Annotated in this window: 14 protein-coding genes and 2 pseudogenes; 8 read left to right on the top strand and 8 right to left on the bottom strand. The window is 61.7% G+C overall.

Annotated elements, in window-relative coordinates; all coding sequences use genetic code 11:
- The first annotated feature begins 95 nt into the window (after nt 1-95).
- From HMPREF0762_RS01770 to HMPREF0762_RS01750, 5 genes are all read left to right on the top strand, one after another.
- Entirely contained in the window at nt 96-1,856 is a 1,761-nt protein-coding gene (locus tag HMPREF0762_RS01770) for an ABC transporter ATP-binding protein (RefSeq protein WP_006361651.1), read from the top strand.
- On the top strand, nt 1,850-3,568 hold the full coding sequence (locus HMPREF0762_RS01765) for an ABC transporter ATP-binding protein (RefSeq protein ID WP_006361650.1): 1,719 nt from the start codon (nt 1,850-1,852) through the stop codon (nt 3,566-3,568). Before HMPREF0762_RS01770 ends, HMPREF0762_RS01765 begins: the two co-directional genes overlap by 7 nt.
- Nucleotides 3,565-5,118, top strand: coding sequence for an ABC transporter ATP-binding protein (locus HMPREF0762_RS01760; RefSeq protein ID WP_006361648.1), 1,554 nt, complete (start codon nt 3,565-3,567; stop codon nt 5,116-5,118). Before HMPREF0762_RS01765 ends, HMPREF0762_RS01760 begins: the two co-directional genes overlap by 4 nt.
- The gene (locus HMPREF0762_RS01755) at nt 5,094-5,804 is read left to right on the top strand and encodes an energy-coupling factor transporter transmembrane component T (RefSeq protein WP_040618793.1); all 711 of its coding nucleotides are present in this window, start codon (nt 5,094-5,096) and stop codon (nt 5,802-5,804) included. Before HMPREF0762_RS01760 ends, HMPREF0762_RS01755 begins: the two co-directional genes overlap by 25 nt.
- 73 nt (nt 5,805-5,877) lie before the next feature.
- Nucleotides 5,878-6,480, top strand: a complete 603-nt coding sequence (locus HMPREF0762_RS01750) for an MptD family putative ECF transporter S component (protein WP_006361646.1) — start codon at nt 5,878-5,880, stop codon at nt 6,478-6,480.
- A gap of 625 nt (nt 6,481-7,105) precedes the next feature.
- Here the strand turns inward: HMPREF0762_RS01750 and HMPREF0762_RS01745 are convergent.
- From HMPREF0762_RS01745 to HMPREF0762_RS01735, 4 genes and pseudogenes are all read right to left on the bottom strand, one after another.
- On the bottom strand, nt 7,106-7,951 hold the full coding sequence (locus HMPREF0762_RS01745) for a nucleotidyl transferase AbiEii/AbiGii toxin family protein (protein ID WP_006361645.1): 846 nt from the start codon (nt 7,949-7,951) through the stop codon (nt 7,106-7,108).
- Nucleotides 7,948-8,295 carry a hypothetical protein gene (locus HMPREF0762_RS01740; protein ID WP_248676481.1) on the bottom strand — a complete coding sequence of 116 codons (348 nt, stop codon included), beginning with the start codon at nt 8,293-8,295 and terminating at the stop codon, nt 7,948-7,950. Before HMPREF0762_RS01740 ends, HMPREF0762_RS01745 begins: the two co-directional genes overlap by 4 nt.
- A gap of 111 nt (nt 8,296-8,406) precedes the next feature.
- Nucleotides 8,407-8,532 (bottom strand): annotated as a pseudogene (locus tag HMPREF0762_RS09475) (type IV toxin-antitoxin system AbiEi family antitoxin domain-containing protein); the annotation flags it as partial.
- A 502-nt stretch (nt 8,533-9,034) separates the two neighbouring features.
- Nucleotides 9,035-9,484, bottom strand: coding sequence for a tyrosine-type recombinase/integrase (locus tag HMPREF0762_RS01735; RefSeq protein WP_006361642.1), 450 nt, complete (start codon nt 9,482-9,484; stop codon nt 9,035-9,037).
- 56 nt (nt 9,485-9,540) lie between these two features.
- On the opposite strand from HMPREF0762_RS01735, the gene HMPREF0762_RS01730 reads away from it, so the two are divergent.
- The 3 genes and pseudogenes from HMPREF0762_RS01730 (at nt 9,541) to HMPREF0762_RS01725 (ending at nt 10,743) form a co-directional block, all read left to right on the top strand.
- Nucleotides 9,541-9,825, top strand: a complete 285-nt coding sequence (locus HMPREF0762_RS01730; protein ID WP_040618790.1) for a transposase — start codon at nt 9,541-9,543, stop codon at nt 9,823-9,825.
- 14 nt (nt 9,826-9,839) lie between these two features.
- Nucleotides 9,840-10,094 (top strand): annotated as a pseudogene (locus HMPREF0762_RS09470) (IS3 family transposase); the annotation flags it as partial.
- A 34-nt stretch (nt 10,095-10,128) separates the two neighbouring features.
- Nucleotides 10,129-10,743 (top strand): IS3 family transposase, encoded by a 615-nt coding sequence (locus HMPREF0762_RS01725; RefSeq protein WP_006361633.1) that lies wholly within the window; start codon nt 10,129-10,131, stop codon nt 10,741-10,743.
- Between the two features lie 410 nt (nt 10,744-11,153).
- Here HMPREF0762_RS01725 and HMPREF0762_RS01720 read toward each other — a convergent pair whose 3' ends face one another.
- The 4 genes from HMPREF0762_RS01720 to HMPREF0762_RS01705 form a co-directional block, all read right to left on the bottom strand.
- A complete protein-coding gene (locus HMPREF0762_RS01720; RefSeq protein ID WP_245935473.1) occupies nt 11,154-12,665 on the bottom strand; it encodes an FAD-dependent oxidoreductase in 1,512 nt (503 codons plus the stop codon).
- Nucleotides 12,666-12,748: 83 nt separating this feature from the next.
- On the bottom strand, nt 12,749-14,407 hold the full coding sequence (locus tag HMPREF0762_RS01715) for an FAD-dependent oxidoreductase (protein ID WP_245935472.1): 1,659 nt from the start codon (nt 14,405-14,407) through the stop codon (nt 12,749-12,751).
- Nucleotides 14,408-14,614: 207 nt separating this feature from the next.
- On the bottom strand, nt 14,615-15,952 hold the full coding sequence (locus HMPREF0762_RS01710) for a helix-turn-helix transcriptional regulator (protein ID WP_245935471.1): 1,338 nt from the start codon (nt 15,950-15,952) through the stop codon (nt 14,615-14,617).
- A gap of 347 nt (nt 15,953-16,299) precedes the next feature.
- On the bottom strand, nt 16,300-16,622 hold a 323-nt coding region (locus tag HMPREF0762_RS01705), incomplete at its 5' end, for an integrase core domain-containing protein (protein ID WP_006361628.1).

The following is a 16,622-nucleotide window of genomic DNA, read 5'->3' as shown; positions in this document are numbered from 1 at the left end:
GATTCTATAATGATATAGTTAGTCAAGTCGAACTGAGATAGGCCTCAATCTACTTACAATATCGAATCTTTATTTAATATTGAAGGAGACATTCTATGAAGGACAAGAGGGAGTTGGCCAGGGAGATGACGGCGAAAAGTCGGCTCTCTAATGCCATGCTTCTGACCAGGGCGGTCCTTGGGCTCGTGCCCATGGTTCTCGTGATCTACCTCGTCCATTTGTTTTTGGAGGGCACCCTCTCGCCCTCGGCAATAGCCTGCGCCGCTGCGGCGATGGCGGCATGCGTGGCGGGGAAGGCGGTATGCATGTACGCGGCAACATGGAAGGCTCATCAGGCTGCATACTCGTGCCTGACGGACATCCGCCTGCGCATCGTGCGCCATCTGAAAAAGCTCCCTCTCGGCTTCTTTCAGATCAGAAGGCCGGGAGATCTCGCGAACATCATGCGCAACGACGTGGAGCAGGTAGAGGTGTACCTTGCCCACGGGCTTCCCGAATCAGCCTCGGCCACCCTATTTCCCGCCGCCGCGTTCGTCCTCATGCTCGCAGTGGACTGGCGGCTCGCTCTGTGCATGTTGGCAGGCCTGCCTCTCATGTGGCTCGTGAAGAAGGCGGCGGCCCCCGCTTGGGCGAGGGGCTTCGAGATAGTGGCCCAGTACGCCTCCCGTATGCAGAACAGCCTTATGGAATACGTTGCCAACATAGCGGTCGTCAAGGCATTCGGAAAGGAAGAGCGCAAGACGGAGGAGACAATCAGAGCAGCGCGCGATTACGTGAGTTGGGCGACGAGCTCGATGAACGACGTCTCGGTCCCCATGGCGCTCATCGCCCTGTTCATGGAGTCCGGAACGGTGCTCGTGCTGATCGTGGGAACATGGCTCCTCTCCACAGGCGGCATATCCATCGAACATCTCATCTTGTCCATGGTGCTCTCCACGGCCTTCACTTCCTCGGTGGCCAAGACGGCGACTCTGCAGCACTACCGTTTCATGTTCGACCAGGCGATGACGGGCATCGAATCGGTGCTGGGCGTTGAGACCGCAGACCCCATCAAGGACTCTGAGGAACCTCGCATGGGAGATATCGAGCTGAACGGAGTCTCGTTCTCCTACCCGCAGAGCGAGGAGGACGGCAGCGAGAGGAAGCGTGCCCTCGATTCGATCGACCTCGTGTTCCGCAAGGGAAGCACCAACGCGCTCGTAGGCTCCTCGGGATGCGGGAAGAGCACGCTCGCGAGTCTGATCATGGGATTCTGGCAACCTAGCAGCGGACACATCACGGTGGGTGGACGAGACCTGTCCCGCCTTTCCGAAAGGCAGGTGTCGGGCCTCTTCTCCATAGTCCAGCAGGACGTGTTCCTTTTCAACCAGAGTATCGAGGAGAACATCCTCATCGGCCGGCCGGGCGCAACGCATGAAGAGGTCGTCGAGGCGGCCCAAAGGGCGCGTATCCACGACTTCATCTCCGGGCTCCCGCACGGCTACGCGACGGTCCCCGGCGAGGGCGGCGTCCAGCTCTCGGGCGGCGAGCGCCAGCGCATCTCGATCGCCCGGGTGATGCTGAAAGACGCCCCCGTCATCATCCTCGACGAGGCGACGGCCGCAGTCGATGCCGAGAACGAGACCCTCATACAGGAGGCGATAGACGACCTGTCCCGCGACAAGACCGTCGTGAGCATAGCCCACCACCTGAACGCCATTAGAGGGGCAGATCAGATCATGGTGATGAGGGAAGGCCGTGTGGCCGGGTCCGGAACCCACGAAGAGCTCATGCGCGCCTGCCCCCTCTATCAGGAGATGGTCGCCAAGCAAAAGCAGGTGGACAACTGGGATATCAGGGAGGCCGCATCATGGTAAGGGAGATCCTGGAGAGGATGACCTCCTCTGGCCGACGTATGATGGTCGCAAGCATCGTCGCGTTCACGATCTATACGCTATCCAGCGTGGCGATGGCCTTCGTCGTCCTCGCAGCCATTCATTCGGTCCTGAACGGACCGGCCGACCTCGCTCCCTACTGGGTGGCGCTTGTCTGCCTTCTCCTCGTCAAGGGAGCGAGCGGCATCGTTGCCGACAAGCAGAAGCACTGCGCGGGTTTCGACCTTGTGCTGGAGATCAGGACTGCCGTCGTCAGGCGGCTGAAGTCGCTCTCCCTCGGCTTCTACACGGGGGAGCGCCTGGGCGAGATCGGAGACATCGTCCACAAGGACATCGATAGCATGGAGATGGTGGTGGGACATCTCTGGACGAGGATGGCAGCCGACTTCATCGTCGCGGCGATCCTGCTCGCGGCCGCGATCATCGTCGATCAGCGCATGGCGCTGCTCATGGTCTCGATCCTGCCCATCGCACTGGCCCTTCTTGCAGCAGGTCTGAGGAAGGCCCAGACCCTCGAGGGCAGATGTGGGGATGACGCGGCGGACATGACGAGCCTGTTCGTCGAGTACGTGAAGGGCGTCCCGCTGCTGAAGGCCTTTGCCGAAAGCGAGATCCTCGACCGCAGGCTCGAGGCGACGGTGGCGAGCTTCGGCGAGAGCAGCAAGGCGGCGTCGCGGAACAGGGCGCTGGTTCTGTCCGCCTACAGCTTCGTGGCGGACCTCGCCTTCGTGGTCATGGCGGCGGGCGGCGCCCTGCTCGTGCAGAATGGCTCCCTTCCCCTGTTCGTCTTCATCGGCTTCATCGTCGCGAGCGTGGAGTTCTACAAGCCGTTCTTCGCCATGGAGTCGCATTGGATGAACTACCTCAAGGTGAAGGACAGCTTCCGCAGGATAGAGAAGATTATCCACGCGCCCTCCGTCCCCGAGCCCGATGAGCCGCGCGTGCCTTCGTCGCACTCGATCGGGTTCGACCGGGCGCGCTTCTCCTACGGAAGGGACTCGTTCGAGCTGTCCGAGGCGACGTTCACGGTCCCCGAGCGCACCATGACGGCACTCGTGGGCGAGTCCGGATCGGGCAAGAGCACTCTGGCCAACCTCCTGCTGAGGTTCTGGGACGTGGATGCAGGAAGCGTGAGCGTCGGCGGTGTGGACGTGAGGGACATCCCCTACGACGACCTCCTGGCCTCCATCAGCGTCGTCATGCAGGACGTGCGCCTGTTCGCTGACACCATCGAGGGGAACATTCGCATCGGCAGGGCGGATGCGACGCATGGGGAAGTGGTGGAGGCGGCCAAGAAGGCGTGCATCCACGAGTTCGTGATGTCGCTCCCGCAGGGCTATGCGACGCCCATCGGGGAGAACGGCGTGGGCCTCTCGGGCGGCCAGAAGCAGAGGCTGTCCGTCGCGCGGGCGTTCCTGAAGGACGCCCCCATCCTCGTGCTCGACGAGATGACGAGCAACGTGGACCCGGTCAACGAGGTGCTCATGCAAAGGGCCGTCTCTGCGCTCGCGCAGAACCGGACGGTGCTCGTGGTGGCGCACCATCTGAGCACCATTCGCTCTGCCGACCAGATAATCGTGATGCAGCAGGGGAAGATCGTGCAGAAGGGCACCCACGAACAGCTCCTCGAGGAGGGCGCTGGCTACTATCGTACCCTCTGGGAGCAAGGGAGCAAAACGGAGGGTCGAGCATGAACTCCTCCGCGTCCATCGCTCTCGACAAGGTGACGTTCCAATACGCGGGGAAGGAGGGTGACGCGATCCGCAGCGTCGACCTGGACATCCATGAAGGCGAGTTCGTACTCCTGACGGGGAGGAGCGGATGCGGGAAAACCACGGTCGCACGGCTCATAAACGGGCTTATCCCCCATTTCTATGCGGGTGAGCTGGAAGGAGCGGCAAGAGTCGGCGGAACGGACACACGCGAGCTCGATATCGGAGACATCGGAAGGCTGGTCGGCTCGGTCTTCCAGGACCCCCGCAGCCAGTTCTTCATGACCGATGCCACGAGCGAGGTGGCGTTCGGCTGCGTGAACGCGGGGCTGCCGCGGGCCGAGGTTCTGGAGCGGGTCGAGGATGCGTTTCGGCGCATGGGAATCCAGCATCTTCGGGGCAGGAGCGTGTTCGGCCTCTCGAGCGGAGAGATGCAGATGGTGGCCATCGCCTCCTGCTACGCGATGGGGCCTTCCGTGTACGTCTTCGACGAACCGTCCGCGAACCTCGACATGGAGGCCGTGGCCACGCTCAGGAAGGCGATGTCCGAGCTGAAGCGCGAGGGGAAGACCGTCGTCGTTTTAGAGCATCGCCTCTTTTACCTGTCCGGCCTCATCGACCGCATGGTCGTCATCGAGGACGGTGGCGTGTCGCGCGTGTACGACGCCGACGACGCGATGCTCCTCGACGATGCCTCGCTTGCCCGCATGGGCCTCAGGAGCCTGAGACCCGAGTCGGCACTGCAGGCCAGGACCGTCCGCGATCGAGCCTTCTCGAAACCCGAGGGGACGGCGCTTGAGGTGAAAGGCCTCAGGTTCTCGTACGCTTCGCGCCGCACGGCGGGAAGCGCGGAGGGAGCCTCGCGCGGCTCCTGCGCCCTCGGCCCTTTGAGCTTCTCCGCGCAGTACGGCGAGGTGATCGGGGTCGTAGGGGAGAACGGTGCGGGGAAGACGACCTTGTCGCGTCTGTGCTGCGGGCTCGAAAAGGAGGTCGCGGGCACCGTCTCCGTCGACGGCGAGGTCCTTTCGCCCAAGGGGCGGCTGGGGCGGGTTCGGCTGATCATGCAGGATCCCGACTGCCAGCTTTTCAGCGACAGCGTTCTGGGGGAGCTTTCAGTGGGCGGGCGGAGGGATACCGGGGCCTGCGAACGAGCTCTCAAGGAACTTGGGCTCTGGGATATGAGGGAGGCGCACCCCGCAACGCTTTCGCGCGGGCAGAAGCAGCGCCTCGCGATAGCGTGCGCCCTCGTCGACGAGGCCTCGGCTTATTTCTTCGATGAGCCGACGAGCGGTCTGGACAGGGATAATATGGAGAAGGTCGCTTCTGCAATCCGCTCCCTCGCGCGAGCCGACGGCGCCGTGCTCGTCGTCTCGCACGATTTCGAGTTCCTTCTTTTCGCGTGCGATCGCATTCTTCATCTGAAGGACGGGCTCATCGTCGACGACTTCGCGCTCGATGGCTCGACACGAGAGAGGCTGTCGGAGTCGCTTTGGAAGGGAGGTGCGCAATGGAACCTTCCCGCAGATGCCTAGATCCGCGCACGGCCTTGCTCTCAACCTGCCTTTTGGGGGTTGCGGCAATGCTCTCCAACCGACCGGAGGCAGCTCACGCGGCATGCACTATCGGGGCGGCGTGCGCTCTTGCGGCCGGAGCGTGGCGGCCGTGCGCCGTCCTGTCCGGCGCTTACGTTCTTATCGCTGTTGTCATGGCCCTTGTCGAGGGAGCCGGCGGAACGACGCTGTCGGTTGCCGTAACCATGCTGAGCTACATGGCGCAGAAGTTCGTGGTGCTGGCCCTGCTGGGAATATCTTTGTCGAAATTCGCTTCGATGCAGGGCCTCCTTGCCGCGCTGCAATCCATGGGCGCCCCGCGGGTAGTTCTCATCCCGTGCATGGTCGTCCTGAGGTTCTTCCCCACTATACGGAAGGACGCCGCTCGTCTCATGGAGAGCCTGAGGACGCGTCGTGTCGCGGTCACCAGGGGATATTCGCTCATCCACCCCGTCCTCATATGCGAGCTCCTGGTGGTTCCGCTCCTCATGAGGAGCGCGAGGGTATCCGACGAGCTGGCGGCATCCGCGCTCACCCGTGGTCTGGGCGGCCCTGCGCAACCGACGGTGCTGCATTCTCTGTCTTTCGGAGTGAGGGACGCTGCAGCGGCTGTCTTGGCCCTCCTAGCAACCGGAATGCTCATGTGGCTCCAGTTCGGACCGCGATGACGTAATCCCGGACGCGGCCCGCTCCGTCGGGAACGCGCCTGTCTTAAAAGTGAAACGAAAGGAAGGACCTGTCATGAAAAAAAGCGGAATCTCGGCCATAGGACCCCGCGATCTGGTATCCATCGGAGTGTTCGGGGCGCTGTCCCTCTTCATCTTCTTCGTGGTGGGAAGCATTGCGGGCCTCACTGTCGTGGGGACGGTCGCCAACATACCCATAGTCTGCTTCTTCACGTCGATAGTCTATCTGCTCCTTGCCGCAAAGGTTAAGAAGTCCGGAACCTTTCTCATCATGGGGATCATAAACGTGCTGCCCGGTCTGATGGCGGCGAACGTCTTCGGTATCCTGGGCGGTATAGCGGGATGGGCCGTTGCGGAGGCAGTCGCCACGCGCGTTGGGTACGCGAACAGGAAGGGCCTCGTTGCAGCCTATGTCACCGGCTGCACGTTGCAGTCGGCGCTTTTCACCCTTCCCATGTATCTTTCAGCTGCACAATATCTCTCCGAGCGTCAGGAGATCCTGCGGCTCACCGACGAGGCGATGGTGCAGTTCGTTGCATTGTTCACAGGCCCCATGTACGTAGGGATGGTCGTCCTTACGGTGGCGACGAGCCTGATGGGCGCCCTCGTTTCCCTGAGGGTCATGAAAAAGCACTTCGAGAAGGCGGGGATCGTCTAGCAAGGATCCCTCCCAATCGGAAAATGCCGGGGTGTATATGTGCAGGTGAAATAGCATGAAAGAAGCCCCCGAAATCGACGATTCCAGGGGCTTCCAAAATTTTTTGCTCATCCTCGTTCGCGGGCGGCTTGTACTTGACTTGCCAATAGATGGGACGGATGCTAAACGCCCAGCTCATAGGCCTATCTATTCCCACTCGATCGTTGCATTGCCCGTTTTGATGTAGTCAGTAGGGAGGTTGAGCTGGGACTTCCTCCATTCTCTTATTGCGAAAGCCGTGTAGTCACCCCGTAGCCAGCGGTGACTACATGCTCTGAAGTCACCTGGGGAGAGTATTTTCACCCGACCGAAGAGTGACATGGTTGAACTGCGGAAACGATGTTCTGTTGTGCGCAGCTGAATACATAAGCGAAAGAAATGTCGACGGAGTGCGACGCTTCCCGACCCAAGAGTGACGATTTCCGAGTGAAGAGTAACGGCTCTGAGCTGGGCAATGTAAATCAGTACTTTCCGAATGACTACATGCATATAGTTCCATGATGCAGACGCTTCTATCGACACGAATGGATGAAAGCCAAATTCGTATGTCCGGTCACAACAACCTCTTGCCACCCGCATATGCCCCTCAGAGGCCGATTCTTCTCCCAATCATACGGACGGCGTTCATGGCGTCCTCGACTGAAACTGCGGCAGCATACGGGTTCAAGCGCGTGTACGCGCTCCATATGCGGGCGATCTCGTTGGAGCCTTCTATCTCCCGGCTTACGAGCTCATAGTGCTTCATCATGTCCGAGGAGCCGCGATGTTCCGATGTCCGCCGAACGGCCTCACACAGGGTTCCCCAATCGATTGCCGGCTCGTACAGCCTCACGAGTGTAGCAATGTCATACAGGTCGCGGGCACGTGTGGTAGCAGCCCCGCGCTTCACCACTGCCTCGAACTTCTCTGCGATACACGTCTCGAGCGGATACGACAGCAGGTGGATTGGCTTCTCACCGAACAACGTGGGGAACTCGTATGCGACCTCCCTGGGTGTTATAACGTCGCCCGTGGTGACGTCGACTTTCAAAGGCGTCCGCATACGGCCGAACTCGGCGACCAGATGCGCACGCAGCCCGCCGTAGTCGTCGTCCTCGCGGATGGGCTCCACTCGTTCGAACGCAAAAGCAATCCCATCATGCAAATCGACCGAGCAGATCTCCTGCATGGCGGCCGAGACTGTCTCCTCGTTCAGTGTCATAGCCCTGACAGTCGCATCCAGATCCATGGTGGTGCGCTGTGCCACGCCCATCATTGAAAAGAGAAGCAGTCCTCCTTTAATCACGAACCGCTCTCTGTAGTGCGTCCCCTCCAGCCTCATGAGGAAGCGCTCGAAGAAATAGCGCTGCATGACCTCTTGGGCGGAAAGCCCGTGCTCCTTTGCCAGGCTCCTCGCCTTGCCTCTCAGGCTTGCATCATTGCTGATTGTCATGACAGCACCTCCAAATACGTCTGAAGATCTGCAGTCACACCCATCGCCTTCGCGTAGCGCATCAGCTGGGGCAGGTCTTTTTCGGAAGAGGTAAAGTACGAGTTCATGGCCTGCCCAAGGAGCTGAGTATCCGCTTCGCCGCGCTTGCGCGCGAGCACGAGATCGCAGATGCTGCGCCCGCGGTCATGAAGCGATAGCGGCGTGCCCGTGGGGGACGTGCCTTGCACCACGCCTAGGCCGTAGAGCTCCCCGTTCTCATGCGATACAAGGCAGTTGGGGAATTCCCCCACCAGGCCGTCCTCCTTGTACCCTCGGGGAAGCGAGACCTCGTACGTCCCTGGCACGATATCAGTCATACCATGGAGGTAGAGCGAGCTGCTGCAGCGGAAGACCGCCTTCGGCCATCGCAGCGAGATGACGGCGAAGTCGTCCAGTGGCGTTTCTGCGAGCGCGAAGACCCCACGGCTCTCTTTGACTGCCAAGCCTTGGGAGACGAGCAGCTGCAGCATGCTCGACGAGAAGCCAGCCTCTCGTGCCTGCTTGGTGGTGACTCGGCCGGCGTTCCCGCGTATGAGCTCGATGAGGTCGTTCTTCTTCGTGCTTCCTCCAATGGTAAGATATACGTGAATGTCACATATAATTTCGTATATATTACTATAATCTCATATGCGTGTCATGTTTTGGCATCTAATCGCTTCTCTTTGCAAAGAGTCGCAAAGCGTCACCCTCGCGCAGCCGAGTGAAGAATATTCCCGCAAATTAGCACCCATAAAAACAAGCCCCGAAATCCGAAGAATCCAGGGCCTCGCGCGTTTGTCACTCCCCGAAAGTCCCGGTGGCTTTGCCCAAGTGAGGGCACTGGTTGCAAGACAGCGCGACTAGACGTGAGAGATGAGACCGGATGAGATGAACTATTCCCACTCAGTAGATGCATTTAGACAGGGAATTTTTTGCACTCACATTACCGCAGGTCAGAGGGGGTAAGAAAACGGCTCCTTTCTCGTTGGTGCCTCGGCTGCTACAAAACTGCTACAAATCGTCCCCGCGCTTGTAGCGGGCGCCGAACCCCGCCACAAGCACCGGCTAGAAGACTGCCGACACGATATCGACCGCCTGCCTCTTCGAGTCCATGTTCACGTGCGTGTAGATGTCCATGGAGATCTGGGAGCTGTAGTGCCCGGCGAGCTCCTGCATCACCTTGGGATGCACGCCCTGGATGGCGAGCAGGGTCAGATACGTATGCCTGAACTCGTGCAGGCACCATCCGTCGAGGCCGTACTTGGCGCGGTTCTCGGTCCACCAGCGGCTGAGGCTGGTGGGCAGGATGCGGGTGCCGCAGTTGTCCGTGATGACGGGGCTGTCGTCGGTCTGCTTGATGTAGCCCTCCTCCGGCTTACGCCACTGGTTTGTGCGGGCGTAGCGCTTGAACTGGGCCTCCTTGTGGTCCTTGAGGATCTGGACCGTCTTGTCGGAGAGCGGCAGCACGCGCGTGCCGGCTTTGGTCTTGGTGAGCTGTATCGTTTTCTCGGACACGGATCGCCGCTACTTCCGTGCATGATTCGAAGACCGAGAGAAACGAGAAGAACAGCATGGCGAACGCAACCAACTACACCGACGAATACAGGCTCGAATGCGCCGACTACGTCATCTCGTCGGGCAGGCCCGCGACCGAGGTCGCGAAGGAGCTCGGGGTCCACGACAAGACGCTGCAGCGCTGGGTGAAGCTGCGGCGCGAGCAGCTGGACGGCAAGGCCCCCGGCGACCCGGAATCCGACGAGGTGAGGCGGCTGCGCAAGCGCGTCCGCGAGCTCGAGCAGGAGAACGAGTTCCTAAAAAAAGCGAGCGCCTTCTTCGCCGCGAACCAAGCAAGGTAGACAGGTACCGCCTGATGAGGGCGGAGAAGGACAGCTACCCCGTGAAGATGATGGCGAGAGTGCTGGAGGTGTCGAGGTCGGGCTTCTACAGCTGGCTGGCCAAGGGCGAGCCGGACGACCCGTGGGCCGGGCTGAGGGCCGAGGTGAAGCGCGTGTGGCTGGAATCGGACCGCACCTTCGGCGCCAGGTTCGTGCTGGCGTTCCTGCCCGAGGAGTTCGCCGGCACGACGCTGTACCGCGTGAGGAAATGCATGAAGGAGCTGGGCATACGGGGGAATCGCCCCGAACTCCAAGAAGAGGGCCATGATCCCCGACGAGGACGCTCCGGCCAGGCCCGATTTGATAAAGCGCGACTTCACGAGCCCGCTGCCCACCTGCAAGCTCGTGGGCGACATCACCTACCTCAGGACCAGGGAGGGCTGGCTCTACCTGGCCACCGTGATAGACCTGTGCACGAGGATGGTGGTCGGCTGGGCGATGTCGGAGCGCATGACCGCAGGCATCGTGGTCGAGGCGCTCGAACGCGCCTGGCGGCGCGGCTACGTCGCCGGCAACGCGATCTTCCATTCCGACCGCGGGTCGCAGTACACCAGCAGGATCCTGGCCCGCTGGGCCGACGAGCACGACGTGAGGCTCTCGGTCGGGCGCACCGGCAGCTGCCATGGCAACGCGGTCGCGGAGTCGTTCTTCGGCACGCTGAAGAACGAGATGTACAGCCTGCGCACGTGGGCGACGCGCGAGGATGCGCGCAACGGCGTGATCGACTACATCGAGCGCCGATACAGCCGCAACCGCCCCCACTCCACGATCGGCTACCAGGTCCCCGCGAAGGCGATGGACGCCTTCTTCGAGAGGACGAAGCCGGCTGCGGAAAGCGCCGTCGACCGGCACGGATGCGAGGGGAAGATGGCAGCTTAGAAAGGGAGCGGCGTTTTGTGTCCGAAATCTTGACACAGCTCAGTTGTGCTGGTGCGCCATGCCTCGCCTTTCTCCCGATTTCGATAACGACCTGGACAGCCGTCATTGTACGGGAGGGGCGAGGCGTGCGCGCAGCGCCAAGGGTCCTCCACCCGCATAGCGGGTGGTTTTCTGGCTCTCGCGCTTCGCGCAGAGGCCAGGGTTGTGGACCCTTAAAGAAAGCCCCGCACATGTGCGGGGCAAACTGTCCAAGGGCAGCACACGGGACGCGTTTTCTGGCACCGCTGCTGAGCAAGCGACCGATCGCATAAAAAAGCATAAAAAGGGACTGTCCCCATTTATGCAGAATCCGACCAGGAGAGACTCTCTTCTGGTCGGATTTTTGGAGGAGGCTGAAGTTGGACGGTTGGCTACGCGGTAATCGTGTCGGCAGCCACGAAACCGCTGGCGGCGGCGAAGCCCTGCGCGGTGCCGCCGATGATGTGCATCGGGTAGTTCGTGTGGTACATGGACCCGTTGTCCGAACCGACGGCGTACAGGCCGGAAATGGGCTCGCCGGTCTCGTCGCTGAGCACCTGCATCTTGTCGTTGGTCAGCGGGCCTCCCTCGGTGCCGTACGCGGACGGGACGATCTTCGCCGCATAGTATGGAGCCTCGAGAACGGGGATGACGAACTCGCCGGTCAGACCGAAACGGGGGTCGGGCTCGCCGTCGGCGATGGCGTTGTAGTGCTCGACCGACGCCTTCAGCGCATCGGCGGGAACGCCCATCTTCTCTGCAAGTTCGTCCAAAGTCTGGGCGGACACGATGGAATCGTACGACTCGATTTCCTGCATCAGGTCGCCTTCGGTCATACCGGTAACGTAGTCGACCTGGCCCATCTCGGCAAAAGCGTTCACGTAGGGCGCGTCGGCCACAGCCCACGCCGTCTTTTGGTTGCGCACGGAAAGGTTGCGGAAGGCCGTCCGGCTGGTTACGGTTTCGGCCTCGTTAAGGAAGCGCTCACCCTTTTCGTTCACCGAAAGCGTTGCGTCCCAGCAGAATACCATGTTCGCGATGTCATTGAACCCTGTTGCCCCTTCTACGGCGCCGAAGGTGTACATCATGGCGGACTGCCCGTGCATCCTGCCGCCAGCGGAAAGGCCCATGTTCACGCCCGTGCCCATGCGGCCGCCCATGCCCACGATGACGATCTCGCCCTCGTCGGCGCCAACGTACTGCTTCATCATGTCGGGGTTGTCGGCAAAGCCGCCCGTCGCCAGCACCACGGCCTTGGCGTTCACCTGGATGGTGCCCTCGCCGCCCTCGGCCAAAAGCCCGGTCACGGTGCCGTCCTGTATCACGAGCTCGGACGCAGTGACGCCAGTGCGCAGCTCAAGGTTCGGCATGGTGTCGCCGTAGTCCCACAGCGGCTGAAGCATGCCCTCGCCCATGTGCAGGAAGTTCCCCTCGTCGTCGAAGCACACGCTGCCCCAGTAGGTGTCCTCGCTGATGGGGCTGTACTGTAGCTTCGCGCCATGGTCGATGGCCCAGTCGGTAGCGGGGCCGCTGTTCGCCAGATACATGGACAGCACGTCGGGCGACGCTCCCCACGACTGGAACTCCATGTAGTCGTGATACAGCTGGTCGAGCTTCAGGTCCAGCCCCTGCTCGCGCATGGCGTAGCCGCCGATGGTGGCAATGCCCTCCGTAATGGCCGATGTGCCCCCTCGAACCAGGTACTGCTCCAGCCACAGCACGTTGGCCCCGTTCTCGGCGGCGCGCACGGCTGCATAGGTTCCCGCGGTGCCGGAGCCCACGACCACCACGTCGACGTCCACGGTCTCGACGATGTTGGCGGCGGGCGCCGAGCACCCTGCAAGCGCGGCGAAGGCCCCTGCGCCGGCCACGCCGGCTGCTGCCAGGAAGTTTCTGCGGGTCATGTCCATAATGGGTCCTTTCTTCGATAGAACAAAAAAGAATGCCCGGTTCGCCGAACTGAGCCGGGCACAGGTTTCGGCATGCCTTACTGCTGGGCGACGTGCTTGCCGGCCAGGTAGCCGTAGGTGAGCGCCGCGCCGTGGCTTGCGCCGGACAGGCTGAAGGGGTAGTCGTCCACGAAGCGGCCGCCCTGCGTGTTGCCCACAGCGTACAGGCCAGCAATGGGACGCAGGTCGTCGTCGAGCACCTGGGCGTTGTCGTTCGTGACCAGGCCGCCCATGGTCACCAGAAGGCGCATGCAGCTGACGTCGTCAACGGAGGTGTGCTTCAGCGTGTCGTAGGTGATGGCCTTGAACGGAGGCGTGGCAATGGCGTGCATTTTCTCGGCCGCCTTGCCGAAGTCGTCGTCGTGGCCCTTCGCGCACAGCTCGTTGTAGCGCTCCACGCTGACCACGAACTCCTGCGCATCCTCGCCGGTAAATCCCAGCTGAGCGGCCAGGTCTTCCAGCGTGTCCGCTTCAGCCGAGAACATTTCGCCGTCGCTGCGGATGTAGCCCAGCATCGTTTCCACTGGGTAGTAATCTTCAGCCGTGGCGTCCACAATCTGGAACACCTTGCTGCCCGGCTGGTTTACCATCACCTTGGCGATGTTGGTCATGCTCAGATCCTCGTTGCAGAAGCGCTGGCCGCGCTCGTTCAGCTCGAGGAAGAACTCGGCGCCGAACTGGAAGATGTGCGCCATGACGGCGTGGGGCGCCACGTCCACGTGACCGCCCGCGGCAATGCCCAAGCGCTGGCCGTCGCCCATGCTGGCGTGGTTGCCGTTCATGTCCATGGCCTCGTGCGAGAACAGGTACTTGTCCTTGTTGGCGTACACCCAGGGCGCGTACTGCTTCAGCATGTCGTCGTTGAAGCTATAGTCGCCGGTTGCCAGCACCACGCCCTTGGCGGCCACGTAGCGCGTGTACGACCCGTCGGCCAGATTCTGGCACACGGCGCCGGTCACGCGGCCGTCGGCCACGTCCAGCTGCACCACGGGCGAATCGAAGAAGGTCTGCGCGTTGCCTGTGTCCAGGGCCTTCTGGATATTCGCCTCGAGGATGGGACGATGCGTCTCGTTGCCGCCGCCCACGCAGCAGCAGCCGGAGAAGTTGCGCTCGTGGTCGATGCCGAAGCGGTACGGCGCGGCCATGGCGTCGGCGTACAGGTAAATCTGCTCGGGGTCTTCGGGGTATTCGTCTTCCGGGCCCACCATCAGCAGGCCGTCGTAGGCGCCCACGTACCACTCGAAGGCCTCGCCGCAGTTGGCCAGCCACTTGTTGATGACGCGATAGTCGCCGCGGTGCGCCATCTGGATCATGAGCTCGTTGGCGATCGCGGCGGGATCGATGTCCTCCACGCCCAGCTGGCGGGCGGTATCGCAGTTGAACGCAGCGAACATGCTGGAGCGGCAGTTGGGCACGCTGGTCTTTTCCACGCCGACCACCTTCGCGCCGGACTCGGCAGCCGCACGCAGCGCCGCCACGCCCGAAACGCCCAGGCCGCACACCACCACGTCGCAGTCCACCGTGTCGGCAATCAGGCTCTCGTCAATGGTATCAGGCCCTTCGACGGCGGCCTCCTTGCTTTCCTCTTCGGTTCTCTGCTTCGGGCTGCAGCCAGCCAGCGCTGCGCCTGCCGCCAGGACGCCCGCAGCGGCCCCAAGACCCAGAAAGCCCCTGCGCGTCATCTTGTTCGCAGTCATGGTTTCCTCCTCCATGTGCTGTGCCCCGCATTGCCGAGGGCGTTTGACTGAGAAGGATTCTAGGGGCGTTAAGACCGCCGAAAAAAGACGCGAAACGTACGCTATTGCAGAAAATTGCCGTACATACGAATCGGGTGCAGGCGTTTTATCTGGGGTTTTGCAATAAGGTTGTGAAAGCCCCGCCGAAGCCCAAACCTAGTCTGAGGCCTAGGCGTCCGCTGCGTCCTCGACCAGCGAGATAAGCTCCTGACGCGAGTGCACCCCGCATTTGGCGTAGACTTTCTGCAAATAGGACTTTACCGTGTTCTCGCTGAGCACCAGCTTCTCGGCAATGAACGGAACGCTCCGGCCGGTTGCGGCAAGCTCGAACACGTCTTGCTCCCTGGGCGTGAGCCCTGCGATCTGTGCGACCGATCGAATCTTCTCCTCGAAGCGCAAAGGGCCGGCATCGTCGCTTGCTGCGGCGGGCTGCTTGGGGCTGACCAGCTGGTCGACGCCGCGGTCGCCCATAAGCCAGATGGTCGCCAACGCGAACACCAGGGCAAGGCCCGCGATAAAGGTGCGGTCGGCAACGTTCAGCCCCAAAAGCGCGAAGGCCACAAGGACGATGGCCCCGGACGAAAGCATGACGCCCATGACGCCGAACACTCGCAGGGGCGCAAACACCCGGGACTTGGCAACCAGCACCGCCACGTAATAGGCCAGGTTGTTCATGAGCGCATATGCGACGCTCGACAGCAGGTAGGCCTGGTATACAAGCCGATCGGACAGAAGCAGCAGGACCAGCGAGGCCACGATGAGGCTTGAAATGAGCTTCACAGCGGAAGACACGTTGGTGTCGCTGGTGAACAGCGACAGGTACGCCAGAAGCGCAAACGCAACGATGGAGGTGATTTCCGGGTACATGGGGCTTGCGACGCCCTGCATTGCCGTGATGTTTTGCGTGATGGCGGTCGAAAGGCCCGCCAAGAAGAGCCCGCAGAGCGTTCCCCAAAGAATCTTGGGGTCCACGCCAAGCTCGGCGCTTTGCGGCTCCGTTTCGGACGAGCCCAGCGTCTCGTCCAGATATTTGATGCAGAACAGCGCGGCGAGCAGCGTTATAACGCACGCGAACGGCCATGCGTCGATCGCGTTCAGGGCCAGGGAACCCACCGTGAAGATTGCGAGCCCCGCGACGATGGCCAGCGCAAGCTCGATCGAGGAAACCTCGAGCAGCAGCTCCAGCAGGAAAAAGAGCAGAAACGCGTTACCAATGGAATAGGCGCAGAAGCTTGCCAGGGAAAGCGCGGGCGCGGTCCAAAGCGCCAGAAGCCCCAGCGCCGCCACAAAGGCGAACAGATAGAAGGCGGCTTTGTGCGCACGAAGCGAAAGCGGTCGCCCGCCGAACAGCGCGAACGCAATGGAGACAACGGCCAGCATGGCGACGAACAATATCGAAGGATACAGGCCTGGAAGATACGGCACGCCGCCCATGAACGAGATCATGGCCAGGCTGGAAAGGTCGAGAAGGGACAATGCGCACGCGGCAACGCCGATTCGACCCAAGGATTCCTTCGATAGTGAGAGGGATTTCATAATGCTTCCGACCGCCGCTCCAACGTTGTGCAAAGTTTGCTCCGTTGCAAGTCTAGCTGGAATCGAACGCGTCCGCACAACAAAAAGGCGGGACAGAGGGAAACGTTCCCTTAGCCCCACGGGAACGATGATTGCCCTTTGGGGAATCGAGCAGAGCTTTGCTCAATCGGGATTCCCGCGCGCCCTTTGACAAGAATAGAGCTCCGGTGTGTCGGGCCTGGCGGCTTTGGGCCTCCCGTGTGTCGGGCTTGGCAAGAAAGCGGGCTTCGTGTGTTTGAGCTGTGTCAAGATTTCGGACACAAAACGCCGCTCCCTTTCTAAGCTGCCATCTTCCCCTCGCATCCGTGCCGGTCGACGGCGCTTTCCGCAGCCGGCTTCGTCCTCTCGAAGAAGGCGTCCATCGCCTTCGCGGGGACCTGGTAGCCGATCGTGGAGTGGGGGCGGTTGCGGCTGTATCGGCGCTCGATGTAGTCGATCACGCCGTTGCGCGCATCCTCGCGCGTCGCCCACGTGCGCAGGCTGTACATCTCGTTCTTCAGCGTGCCGAAGAACGACTCCGCGACCGCGTTGCCATGGCAGCTGCCGGTGCGCCCGACCGAGAGCCTCACGTCGTGCTCGTCGGCCCAGCGGGCCAGGATCC

The sequence above is a fragment of the Slackia exigua ATCC 700122 genome, from assembly GCF_000162875.1.
GTDB classification, from domain to species: domain Bacteria; phylum Actinomycetota; class Coriobacteriia; order Coriobacteriales; family Eggerthellaceae; genus Slackia; species Slackia exigua.
The sequence above is the reverse complement of the archived record's forward strand: the minus strand, read 5'-3'. Positions and strand labels throughout refer to the sequence as shown.